Source organism: Dermatophilaceae bacterium Sec6.4 (assembly GCA_039636865.1).
In the GTDB taxonomy this organism is placed as follows: Bacteria; Actinomycetota; Actinomycetes; order Actinomycetales; family Dermatophilaceae; genus Allobranchiibius.
On the sequence record CP144173.1, the window covers coordinates 16,864 to 29,319 of the forward strand.

General features: G+C 58.7%; 10 protein-coding genes. 4 read left to right on the forward strand and 6 right to left on the reverse strand.

The window, feature by feature from the left end:
- Positions 1-88 precede the first annotated feature (88 nt).
- Positions 89-865, forward strand: a complete 777-nt coding sequence (locus tag V3G39_17840) for a recombinase family protein (protein ID XAS78292.1) — start codon at positions 89-91, stop codon at positions 863-865.
- Between the two features lie 528 nt (positions 866-1,393).
- Here V3G39_17840 and V3G39_17845 read toward each other — a convergent pair.
- From V3G39_17845 to V3G39_17860, 4 genes are all read right to left on the reverse strand, one after another.
- Complete coding sequence (locus tag V3G39_17845) at positions 1,394-1,639, reverse strand: hypothetical protein (GenBank protein ID XAS78293.1); 246 nt, start codon at positions 1,637-1,639, stop codon at positions 1,394-1,396.
- Positions 1,636-2,844 (reverse strand): hypothetical protein, encoded by a 1,209-nt coding sequence (locus tag V3G39_17850; protein ID XAS78294.1) that lies wholly within the window; start codon positions 2,842-2,844, stop codon positions 1,636-1,638. The genes V3G39_17845 and V3G39_17850 overlap by 4 nt, the downstream gene beginning before the upstream one ends.
- A gap of 113 nt (positions 2,845-2,957) precedes the next feature.
- Positions 2,958-4,103, reverse strand: coding sequence for an OmpA family protein (locus tag V3G39_17855; GenBank protein XAS78295.1), 1,146 nt, complete (start codon positions 4,101-4,103; stop codon positions 2,958-2,960).
- Complete coding sequence (locus V3G39_17860; protein ID XAS78296.1) at positions 4,103-4,336, reverse strand: hypothetical protein; 234 nt, start codon at positions 4,334-4,336, stop codon at positions 4,103-4,105. The genes V3G39_17855 and V3G39_17860 overlap by 1 nt, the downstream gene beginning before the upstream one ends.
- Positions 4,337-4,815: 479 nt before the next feature.
- On the opposite strand from V3G39_17860, the gene V3G39_17865 reads away from it, so the two are divergent.
- Together V3G39_17865 and V3G39_17870 are read left to right on the forward strand one after the other, a co-directional pair.
- Positions 4,816-5,130, forward strand: a complete 315-nt coding sequence (locus V3G39_17865) for a hypothetical protein (GenBank protein ID XAS78297.1) — start codon at positions 4,816-4,818, stop codon at positions 5,128-5,130.
- Positions 5,131-6,918: 1,788 nt separating this feature from the next.
- Positions 6,919-7,647 carry a hypothetical protein gene (locus tag V3G39_17870; protein ID XAS78298.1) on the forward strand — a complete coding sequence of 243 codons (729 nt, stop codon included), beginning with the start codon at positions 6,919-6,921 and terminating at the stop codon, positions 7,645-7,647.
- Positions 7,648-8,258: 611 nt separating this feature from the next.
- Here V3G39_17870 and V3G39_17875 read toward each other — a convergent pair.
- Entirely contained in the window at positions 8,259-9,611 is a 1,353-nt protein-coding gene (locus tag V3G39_17875) for a hypothetical protein (GenBank protein XAS78299.1), read from the reverse strand.
- Between the two features lie 311 nt (positions 9,612-9,922).
- Between V3G39_17875 and V3G39_17880 the strand changes: the two genes are divergently transcribed.
- Entirely contained in the window at positions 9,923-11,239 is a 1,317-nt protein-coding gene (locus V3G39_17880) for an ISL3 family transposase (GenBank protein XAS78300.1), read from the forward strand.
- A 439-nt stretch (positions 11,240-11,678) separates the two neighbouring features.
- Here V3G39_17880 and V3G39_17885 read toward each other — a convergent pair whose 3' ends face one another.
- The gene (locus V3G39_17885) at positions 11,679-12,446 is read right to left on the reverse strand and encodes a pentapeptide repeat-containing protein (GenBank protein ID XAS78301.1); all 768 of its coding nucleotides are present in this window, start codon (positions 12,444-12,446) and stop codon (positions 11,679-11,681) included.
- Positions 12,447-12,456: the final 10 nt, after the last annotated feature.

Sequence of the window (12,456 nt, forward strand, 5' to 3'; positions counted from 1 at the left end):
ATGTCGGACATGTGAGATGGATCAAAAAACTGTCGTTCTGTCGTAATCCATCTGTTATTCGGTCAGTTCCGGCAGTAACGTGGTCCGCGTGCAGTTTCAGACAGTGGCGTATGTGCGGGTGTCCTCAGTGGATCAGCACACTGACCGGCAGGTGAGCGCCGTGGGGGAGGTGGATCGCACGTTCACTGATCACCTCAGTGGAAAAAGCCGCGAGGACCGGCCCGCGTTGGGGGAGTTGCTGGAGTATGTGCGCGAGGGGGACACGGTGCGCGTCGCGTCAATGGACCGCTTGGCCCGCTCGGTGATCGATCTCGCGCAGATCGTGGAGCAGTGCACGAGTAAGGGCGTCACGGTGCACTTTGTGGAGGAACACCTCACGTTCGCCAAAGACGAAGCCAACCCGTACGCGATGTTCCAGTTACACATGCTCGGCGCGGTCGCCCAGTTGGAACGCTCGCTGATCCGGGAACGCCAACGCCAGGGCATCGCGATCGCGAAAGCCAAAAGCACGTACAAGGGACGTAAACCCGTGCTCACTGCCGAGCAGGTCACCACGGTGGGTCAGAAGGTCGCGTTGCAGATCCCCAAAGCACAGATCGCTCGGGATCTTGGCGTCTCCCGCAGCGTCCTTTATGACGCTCTCGCCGGACGCGGTGCCTATGCCATCACCAACGAGCAGACACCAGCGCCGGCGGTGGCACCATCTTCGGCGTCACCGCAGACGCCGACCACCGTGTCGGCGGGACGTGGCCGCAGGAGCACAAGCAAGCGCCGTGATCCCGTCACACCAGTGGGTGACATCGAGGCCACCCCCACCGCGATACCAGCCCAGCCCGGCACCACGCCCGAGCGCCCAACCCCGTAGGGCCCGGCCGCCAAAACTGCGGCGAAGAAGCGGGCGAGGAAGAAGTGGTACGTCATCGAAGTCGAACGACAGCACGCGGACGACCCGAGCGCGACCGTCGCGATCCCGTCCGAATGCACCACCGCGAAGATGGCCGACGGGCCCGGCAACAACTGCAATCCAAAGCCAACCGTGACCCGCACCGCACCGCGATCACCGTGCGCACCGCCGAGCAAATCCACTCCTACCGGGGCCTCTACCAACCCGACCTCGACCGGCACCCCATCACCAAAGGTCCACCAACCTGAGCAACTGTGCTCCGGTAAATTGCGACCCAACCGGACCGCCTGCGGCCGGTCAAACACGGGGAGACCAGCGGTGGAGTCAAGTGAAGAACCGATGAAGTCTCCGTGCGGTGAGTAGAACCCGACAGACGGGTACCGGGTTGCTTTGGCGCGGCAAGCTTGATCGCCGGAGGGGTTTGGGCCCATCCGACGATCAACTCGCGGCCGAGGTGGTTGCGCGTTGTGCTCTTGGTGAGGGGCTCTGCTACTTGCCGCGGAGCTTCTTGCTGTCCTTCTTGGTCAGCGAGGTCGTCGGTTGGTAGTTCTTCGTCGTTAGGCGCTGAATCTTGCGGTGGATTTCTTCCGGTGAGGCGCGCTGGCTCTGGCTCCACTGATCCCGCAGAGCGGCGGACATCTTCGCCGGCGGCGGGGCATGCCCGCTACTTGCAAGGAGCCCGGTGATTTGGGCGGCGGCCTGGACGCGCTTTGCCTTGTCCATAAAACTACTCACGGCGTGGCCCTGTTGCCGTCGAGAACTTCCAGCTGATCTTGGTGACGCCGCAGCTGCTTGGCCTGCTGAAGAGCCAATTCCAGACCGCTAAAATCGAGGCGAGGAGCGGGCAGTTGACCCGACGCGCCCATTTGCTGATGGATACTTCGGGCGTACCGGATGGTCCGGTCTTCCCGACTCTTCTCCACACTTGCCAGCGCCGCAGAACTGGTCTTGACGAGGTGACGTTCGAGCTTACCGGTCAGCTTGCCGGACGTCTCCAACAGGATGGACTGCTTAGTCTCGACCTGTTTCTTGGTGGCGTCGTTGACATGCACCTGCGGGGCGAGCACGTCGATCTTGTCTGTCAGTAGTGACCCGTTGTTGAACTCGGATTTATACGCCAGGTAGGCGCTAGCGCTCATCAGCGCTGCAAACAGGACTGCGAGCAGCCACAGCAGCATCGTGCTCTGCGGGCCAGTTGCTTCCGCGACGACCCGGGCGGCCATTACCGCAGCGACCAGGATGATCACGAGGAAGGTCGCGGCGAGTTCGCCGATCAGCATCCGCCGGTTCCCACCGCTGAAATCCCACCCGCCGTGGCTTGCTCGGTAGGACCGGTGATGCTTTCCCAGGTGGGTCATCACAATGGACAGCGCGAAGGTGCCGACTAAGCCAAAGGTGAGCGCGGTGCCTGCTTTGATCCATCCGCCCGGTTCGGTCCAGAAAGTGCGGAAGTTGACGTTCAGGATCTTGCACCAGATCAACGTCAGGACGACGATGTCGGCGCACAAGATCGCAGGGTAAAACTTTTTGTCCCGGGGATCCGTCCGCCGGTGAGCGACGGAACCTTCGTCCTCGTCATCACTCACCTTTTGCGTCCAGGTCGCGAGCTTTCCGGCGGTCTCCGGGGTCGACAGGCTTTCTCCGTGAGGTCCCACGTATCGAGTTGTGTCGAGGTGGCCCAAGACCACCTCGTTGACCAGAAACTCGGCGTGTAGGCCTTTGATCACGTCAACGTCCTTGTCGGCCTTTTTGACCCCGGCGTCGAGGCTGCGCTGAGCACGGGCTTCTGCGCGACGGCGCACGTCGTCCTCAGCGTGTGAGAGCTGCGTAGGCGGGCGCGGGACCCGGATGCGGCCGGACTCTTTAACCATGTGGTGGCCTTGGACGATTTTGGTCCAGGGCATCGGGCCCACACCGATCATCGAAGTCAGCGTGTGCATCGTGGGGATGCTGGGTGGTGTCGGCTCGGGGCTAGGAACCACGCGCATATGGACAGGGCTCGGGTCAGCTTCGGGCGGGTTGATCTCGGACTGGATTGACACGGTATTTTCCTTCATTTGATGGTGATTTCAACTCGTTGGTTCAGCTGTGCGAGGGCGTCGACGCGCTGCCCATCGGGCAGGTTGTTTACAACCTGGCGGGTGTCGCCGACACCAATCGCGGCACCAAGTACGTGCATCGGTACCCCGAGCTGCAGCAAGCGGGCTCGAACGGCTACAGCGCGGGCCTTGGACAACGCGAACTCGTGGTCGCCGCTCAGTTCAGAGGAGGTGTGACCGGTGATCGTGGCGACCCGCCCCGCGGGGCAGGTCGCCAGCTGGGCAGCAACAGTCCCCAAGGCCTGGTCGGCATTGACGCTCAAGGACGTACTGCCTCGGTCGAAAAGCACGTCACCAGGCAGGTTGATCGGACGAGTGCACGTCGTTGTCGTACGGCCAACCGTGACCACCGGCACGGGTTGAGTCGAGTGCGGTGGAGTCCGGGGAACATCGCCGGACTCCGCAGAGCAAACCGCTCCACTAGCCCGGCACACCGACAGAGCCAGATCCGTGACCGTTTTGACCTCGGGAAGAGTCAACTCAGGCTGGGTACCGGCGGTGACGCCCAGACCAATCCACCGAACCGTGCGCCCCCGGGCGTCGGGAATCAGGCCCCGTTTGCGCAGATCGGTAACCGTGGAGGCGACATCAATGGACCACCCAGTGACCCGCAGGTCGAGCGGGTCCACGGTGCTCACACCGGAGGTGTCCAACAGCAGACTGTCCCCGGAGGAGGAAGCCTGTACCGTGCGCCGGAAGAGGCCCATCAGGTCCAGACCCGGCTTCTGTGGTGTGGATATGTCCAACACTGCTTGCAACTTGCGGAGCTTGCTGGCCACCAACTTCTGCGCCTGGTCCGGATCCTGCTCGACCTCCTGGGACGACCTCAGCGGTGTCAGGTCGACGACCGGAGTATCCGTGTTGTTCCCGACCACAACCTTGACCGCGCCACCACCCGGATTGACGGCTCCCACCGCATGGGTAGTTAGCGCCCCCACCAGAGGAGCGAGGCTCGGTGCGGGCTCAGCCGCACTGGCCGTCACGCCCAGAATGAGGCCGTGATCCTCGGGCGCTTTGCAGCCACTGAGCGTCATCGAAGCAGACATCACGAAGCCGATAACTGCGCAATGGGCGACGCGAGCCGTGAAGCTGATTGGCATCAGGCGGCCCACCCACGCGACTGGGGCTTCGATGTCAAATGCCAGCCATAGCATTCGTCGCAGCGGTAAGCGCGCAGCACCGTCCATGTGCACAGCGCACCGTTGCGCTCGGCCACGGACCGCAGGCGTGCGGCCTCCGAAAGGGCCAGCTTGGTGTCTTTCCGTTCGCCATAACGCGCCTTGCCGGTACTGATACAGATCGGCCAAACGTGGTGAGTCTTCTTCGTCGCCATGGTGCTCGGTCTCCCTTAGATTGGGTCTTCTCGTGCGGCGAGTAAGCTGCCGTAGCTTCTTTTCATCGCTGGAAAGCCTATTAATAATCTTTCCCGATATGAGGGATTCTGCAGACTCGCGCGACGATTTACCAGAACTCTTGATGCCTAAATTTGGGCACAGGTATGACTCATCTATGTGATGCATTTTGCGTGTGGGGTGGCGGCACAACACTGATGAAATAGAGCACCACCGTGTGATCTCTGAGATGCCTAAAGTTGGCAGTTCATTGCTGTCGACGCGGCTCTTGAACTTTGCGCGTGATGTGGCCTGAAAATTAGGCCCCGTGGCCCTGGGGCAGGCTGGGTGGTAACTAGTCAGCCCGGCAAGTCAGGGCCACGAGTATTCAAGCCTATGAGCGATGCCGCGGTGCCGCGGTGCCGCGGTGCACTGATGGTCGAAGGCCCAACCGCGCTGGTGGCTCCAAAGCGTTCGGGTCGTGGCGACCGAACCGAACGCATCGTTCCGGCCCGCGGTGCGTCACTGGTTGCCGAAAACAGAAGTGTCCGTGGACTATCTGAAGCTCGTGAAGCTCGTGAAGCTCGTGAAGCTCGTGAAGCTCGTGGTGACTCAGGTGAGGCGGCGGGTGTCCTGGGACCGGCGCGGCCGCCGTGGTTGCGGTGTGGACTTGGCCTTGGCCAACAGGTTGTTGCTCCTGCGTCTGTACAACACGCTGTCGCCGGGAAGTGTTCAGACCACTGAGTATTCCTCGGCTTCGACCGCTTCACGATTTTCGGGCCGTTTAGGAGGCTGAGGTTACCCGCCGTCCGACGACGTCGACATCGTTCCACTCTGAAAATGCCGGCCCGAGTTGATGTGCCACGAACCCAAGGGACCGGAGCTCTTCCACTACGGTCTGGATGGCTTCGCAGCGCGCTCTCATTCCGGCATCGCTTGAATCTGCGTCACTGAGGCAGATCAACCGAAGCCTCTCGAAAGAGTGATCCTCGCGCACCTTCCGCTGTATAGCGAATGACAACTCCGGCAGAACGTCATGAGCGACACGAATCACCGCGGCGTCGTCACCATCTAGGAGGGGTCCCGCCCTCGGAGTAAAGAGTCCCACAGCAGTCGACCCTATGCGTTGATGACCCCACCGCGTGGAGGTCTGCCTGTGTGTAGAGGTGTAACGCGGTTAGGCCAAGCGGATGGCCAGTGTCCTGAGCGTTTCTAACGCCTACGGTGAGGAGTCCGAATTCTGGAGCGTGAGCGGAAGTCATGGATTGGCCACCCACGGCGAACTGCGATCAGTCGCAATGCGCGATCGGGGTTGACCGCGGCAGGATGACCCACCGCGGCTAGCAGAGGTAGGTCTTGAACAGAATCGCTGTACCCGATGCAGTCAGCCAGACTCCATCCATGCTGATCGGCGTGCTGGGTCACGATGGCCGCTTTGGCAGGCCCATGCAGCAGCGATCCATTTAGTCGCCCCGTCCACATGCCCTCGATTACCTCCGCACGCGTGCCTAGCGCACCAGATAACCGCAGGCGACGTGCAATGAGCTCGGCTAGTTCGATTGGCGCAGCGGTGGCTAACCACACCTGTGTGCCGGCATCGAGATGGGCTCGGAGCAATCGCATCGTTCCTTGCCACAAGCGTGGAGCGAGCACTTGGTCATATAGTTGGTCGGCGCCAGTCAGGACGTCCTCGACGAGTAGTCCTGCAGCCAGATGCAGGCTGTGATCCCTAGCGGTGGTGATCAGCCGTGGGTGCTCTCCAGCAAGTCGATAAACGATGTGGTGAACTGCCAGTCGAGCCAGATCTGATCGTCGGAGGACACCGCGAGCAGCTAATGCACTACCCAGGTGAAACAACGCTGATCCCTTAATTAACGTGTTGTCCAGATCGACGTAGACCGCCTTGAACTGAGGTTCTCGGACCAAATTTTCAATCATTTTGAAATTCAATAGTTGGCCATATCCCATCGTCGCTGCCGGCTGGCGGGAAGATCGCCAGATCTACAGCTGCCTGTGCTTCTGTGCCTACCGAATCACCAGTACCTCACATATAATAGTCATTGCGCATGTGAGGCTCGCATTGCTGCTGTCAGCGACGATGCTGCCCGCTCTACCAAATGTCGCTGGAGTGAACCGTCGTGGGACGCCGCCGAGCATCGCCGGGCTGGCGACGTCTGGGTTGTTACTGAGGTACCGATGAGTCTGTCAAATCCTCATATAACCTAGGTTTTTTCGTTGATGTGGTGCGCCGAGAACGACGACACGAGATCCGCGTATCCGCTCGGATCTTGCAACGTTGTGTCTTGCTGTCGCTTCTTCTCATGACCAGGTGGCCTCACGCGTCTTCGATCGTCCTCTGGGCGAGAGTTTCGTCAGGCTGGGCTGGCCGTTTTGCCTCCTTTATTCGACGATGCGGCACAGTTGCACGACAAAGACCTCGCCTCGAGCCGAGGCGTCGACTGAAGCGCCCCACCATTAGGACCTGCTGACTCGCCGAGGGGTTTACGCCACATCCCGTCATGAACCCGTAGGCTTATGATGCTTTGTAAGCACACCGTGACCTCTGCCTTCACATCGAGCGCTGATGGTCGAACGTCAAATACTGATTGGACCTATCAACTGCGAAGGAGGTGGCCGACCCCATGATCTGGGTTGCGCAAAATACATGTTTGCCGTAGCGCACAGGACGCCGAGAGGGTTATCTGAATGTGCGAAATTAGCTTCTGCGGGCGCAAAGCTATTTGAAGTAGATGTACGAATTCATCGATCTGGCGTGATAGTTTCACATTTCCTTCCTGTGCTCAGAGTGCCTGGATGGATAGAGAATGATGGTCCAAACTTCCGTCTTTATCGAATGTACCTTCAGGATCTGTCCCTTCTCCAAACAGTCGTGCTCGTACCGGCTCCATATCGCATAGTTCTTGATTTAAAAGAAGATCTTCCATGGCGTAGAAAGCAACTCAATGAGAGACTTATTCCACTGGTGGAGCCTAGCCGTTTTTTGGTAAGTACGCACGTTATCGAAGATTTAAAATTTTTTCGTGAACGCGGCTTCGAGACATGGCGAACAATACGTAATACTATGGAGCTGACAGCCGCTATCTCGAGCGAGATTAAAGATACGGGTGTGTCCATCCGGCATTCGCTTGTTACCCCAGATTCGCTAGCAAAACTGCGTGAAGTAACGAGCACAGTTGTAGCCTGGACGGTAAACGATTTAGATCGTGCGCGGCAGCTATATAGTTTGGATGTTGACGGAGTAACAACCGACCTGCCCGAGGTTATGGACATGGCGCAGAGCGCATCTGATTAACTAGTAGAAATGAGACCAGGCTAATGCGTGTTAACGTTGCTCTGCTGCCTTCACCCGACATTTCCAAGAACTTGGTTGAGTCGGCACATTCTATAAGTGCTGAAGACTGCTCTTTCACAATCGGTAGAACTCTGCGACCACACATGACGTTATATATGTTTGACGTCCAGAATGCTGAAGATGTCGCCGCCCGGCTCGAATCACTTATGGGAACTCTTCGTGAGTCTGGAGAAATTTCATGTCGAGCGACCGGTTTCGCCTTAACGGCAAATGGATACTCAGAGGTTTCTTACGAAAAGACTTCTCACCTTGTGAGCGTCCAGGCGCAGATAATTTCTGGACTTTCGTCCCTGTGTTACCACACCGGTGAGCCTGACTCTCACCTATCCATGGTAGAGGCCAATAATTTAGCGAATTTCGGTTACGAATTTATTGGTGACCAGTTTCGCCCGCACATCACCCTAGGACGCTTCAACCCCGAGAAGTCGGTTACCCTCCCTGTCCTGCGCCGGTCCAGCCTTAGTTTCACGGCGGGCATGATCGGACTCCTGGCTGCAGACGCTGCAGGGGCAGCTACCAAACTTATTCTTGAAAGATCACTAGCACGCTAATTAATCGCTGGTATGAGCCCTTGGTGGCATCCGCAACCGGCTATTAACTAGAGGGGCGCGTAACTCAGAAGAGTTTTTTGATCTTCCTTGATCATCAAAAAAGCCCCTGAGTGTGCCGAGTGCGGAGTCTCCACGGGGCACAAGGCGATGTGTCGTGAGGACGCGCCAGACATCAGCGGCTATCATGACAGAAATATCAGCAATACGGTCGCTTACAATCGGGCCTTCAGGATCCTCGGAGAGTAATTCGTCTGGCATAGACACAATAATCGCTGGCCATGGAGATTCTGCGACAAGTTGGTCGAGCACATCTCGAAGATCTCGTATTTCGTCCTGCTTTATACCCCAAACTTCGGCGCCACGTTCGAGTAAACGATCCTGGCTTCGTATGTAAATTACACATGCGATATCGCTCTCCCGAAGTTCGTCAATTACGTTTGGAATCACACGGTGATCAGTAATCGAGGACACATATTTAGTTGTTAGTCGTTCGTCACGCAACAGAGTCTTAGTGTATCGAATTCTCGCCTCGGTCACATACGGATCAGTAGGTGCTCGATCGAGTGGCGGTGAGACGCTATAACGCAAGTCGTGATATCCATACCCAAGCGACTCGGCGATAAGTGCTCCAACGTACTCCGCGTGCGAATAAGGGCAACCAAGCATTAAGAAGTTGGGTGCGGCGGTCAATGGTATGTCAATGGGCGCCCTGGGGCGCTCATGTTGAGGAACGTTCAAGATTAGTCGGGGGCGTGGTGGTTTCCAGTCATGTGCATCCTGCTCGCGCCAGCTAGCCCCGAAAGCACCAGCATATTCTCCAACGATTTGGGTCACTAGTTGACGGAGATCCTCAACATCGTCCTGTTTCTGAGTATCGACACCTACGTAGGTACTCAGATGGATCGGATGGCGTGCGCCGCGATAGGCACGACGGAGCGTGATCTGGAGGCCGCTGGCATTCCCCAGGAGAATTCCAGCCAGCCGGGCACCTGCGTCAGCGTATGCCAGCTCCGCAGCGCGCGATAGAAGTTGCTCGACAGTGCCGACCGCATTGCGTAGCTCCGCCGCGACCTGAATCGTATGTGCATCTGAGCGCAACGACTTTGGTAGTACGCCGCCAAGGGACAACTGATATGCGTGGCTGAGTCCGGTAAGGGCTGCGAAATCTGGCAGTAGCGCAAGCCTTGGTGGTGATTTTCCGTCAAGCCACCTCCGCAATGTTACGTTCCGAACATCGAGTCGAGCCGCCGCCGCGTTGGTCGAGATATTTTGCGAGGTGAGCGCATCTTCGACGGCTTTGCCCCAGGTGGGCCATCCGCTATCTGCCTGCTCACGCGACGCATGTTGGCTCAAATCGTCAATCCTTCTCGAGTTACCGAGCTGCAAGGGCGTACATGGTCCCCTGGATCAGGGGCTACCAACTATCGGGCCGATCATCTCATCCACGGACAGTTCCCTGCTCCGATTGCCACGGCCAGATGTTGCACCCGCGATCGCGCATGCGGGGTGTACCCGGTTGTTGCGTGGGCAGAGCATTGATGGCTCCTCGCACTTGAGGGTGGGGTGAGGGAGACACGCCGGTAGCCGGTGGTGGGGTGGTGTGGGGTCGAGGCCCCTGAAAATCAGAGGACTCTTACCTCTTCTGATGTCAAGGACCTCGACCGATGTCTGACCCTACGTTGTGCTGCCCGAACGAGGACGATTACTGCGACCGGTGCGACCTACTGATCGGCCTGCCGGGGCTGCGGGTGATCGGGGTGGAGCGTGGCGCTGGCGGGGCGCTCACGGTGCGGGTGGAATCCCCGCCAGGGTTGATGGGCTGCACCACGTGCGGTGTCGTCGCGCACGGTCACGGCCGGCGGCCGGTCCGCCTGGTCGATATCCCGTCGGCGGGTGTCCCGGTGACGGTGATCTGGTCCAAACGGCGGTGGGTCTGCCCCGAGTTGTTGTGCCCGGTTGGGTCGTTCACCGAGCAAAACGAACAGGTGGCGGTGCCGAGGGCGTTGCTGACCGAGCGGGCCTGTTGGTGGGCGATCGGGCAGTTACGGCGCGAACACGCCAGCATCAGCGGATTGGCGCGGCAAATGGGCACCACGTGGCACACCGTGTGGGACTCGATCCGCCCGCTGTTACAAGCTGCTGTCGATGATGAAACCCGCTTCGCGGGGGTCACCATGCTCGGGGTCGATGAACATGTGTGGCACCACGTGTCCGAACGCAAACATGGACCTAAGTTCTTCACAGGGATGGTCGACCTGACCCGAGACATCAAGGGGCACACCAACGCTCGGTTGTTGGACCTGGTCCCGGGCCGGTCTGGTGCCGTGTACGCCGGGTGGCTCACCGCACGCGGCGAAGCGTTCCGTGACGGTATCCAGGTCGCCACGTTGGACCCGTTCCACGTGTACAAAAACGCGATCGATGACCATCTCGATGATGCGATCGCGGTCGTGGATCCGTTCCACATCGTGAAGCTCGCAACCCAAGCCGTCGATGAAGTCAGGCGTCGTGTCCAGCAGGAAACCACCGGTCACCGAGGCCGCCGCGGTGACCCGTTGTACGGCATCCAAACGATCCTGCGATGTGGGCAAGAACGCCTCACCGACCGGCAACGAGCACGCCTGGATCGAGCTATTGCAGCCGATGAACGCCACGAGGAGGTCTACCTGGCCTGGCAAGCCAGTCAACTCGTGCGCGACGCGTACAAAAACAAGGACCTACCCACCGGGCGGGCTACCGCTCAGCGGATTCTGGGCTGCTTCGCGACGTGCCCGATCCCCGAGATCAAACGCCTCGGCACAACACTGAAACGGTGGAAAGAAGCGTTCCTGGCCTACTTCGACACCAACCGGGCCAGCAACGGCGGCACCGAAGCCGTCAACGGGCTCATCGAGCTGCACCGCCGCGTCGCCCGCGGCATCCCCAACCGCAACAACTACCGCCTCCGAATGCTCCTGATCGGCGGAGGCCTCAACCTATGACCCCACCCTCAAGTGCGAAGAGCCGGCAAACGCCACAGACTGAGAACATCCCCAGGCGCGGCCGGCCTCAACGACCACACCGCCATCAGCGTGATCTACCCAGCGAGATCTACCCTTCAACACACTGAGCTTGCAAGCGCAGGAACGTTGATCAGCGGCTACTTTGCCGACTCTTCAACTTTGCGCGTGACGTGGTCTGAAATGTAGGGCTCGTGGCCCTGGGGAGACATTCGGGAGTACCGGGCCAAAACTAACGCACTGGGCGATCGGTGGGCGGTGCTGATCATGGAGGAAGACGGTACCTAGGCCACGGTGCTGATCTTTCCCGGCACGTTTGTGAGCATCCCGAAAGGCGCTGACTGCTGCGGACTGATGGATGTCACCGGCCGTTTCACGTTCCGCAGCGTTGACCAAGCGCTGCGGAACTTCCCGACATCAATCACTCCCAAGTGATCGTCCCCTTCGCTAGGGAATCTTTTTGATCCTCGGACAATGTTCCTTTATTGATGCGCGCTTCGTGCAAGACTGCATTTTTAAGAACGGCATTTTCGAAGTCAGCGCCTCTTAGATCGGTGCCACTGAGTTTAGTGCCTACAAGGCACGCATCATTTAACTGAACGTCTACAAGGTCCTTTCGCATCATATCACTTCCAGCCAAGCAAGTGCCGTGGAGATCTAAGGCCCTAATAGTGGGATGTTCTTTAGCTAATAAAAGCAAAACTGCAAGGGCCTCTGTGACGTCGGACTTTTGTGTATGTGGAGCACATTGGACGCAGGGCCCGTCTCCTTCTTGCGACTTGATCGAGCGGTCGCGGATGTAAGCAGCAAGGATGCTTGCTACAACTGGCCGATAGTCCTCTGCATCGCGAACAGTGCGTCCTAACCCGTGAATTCCACCTATTTTGACGCTTACGTTCTCATTGGCAAGCTGCTCCACGGCCTTCGTGTAGCGGTCGGCAATCTGCCCCTTTCCTGCCAGTCGATAGGTTTGAGCCGTGTACAGCAGGCCGATGGTCGCGCCAATCGCTACTAGTACTGCTGCAACACCAGTGCGAGCAGCGTTAGTAGCCTCGTGCCTTTCGTACCCGTCAAGATGGGGATGCAACGTCAACCATAGAGGCAGTGCCCAGACGACAAAAGTGACGACTACGACAGCTGTAATTAAACATGCAACAATCTGAGGCCACTTCCGGCGTATCAGTTCCATGTTCCTACCT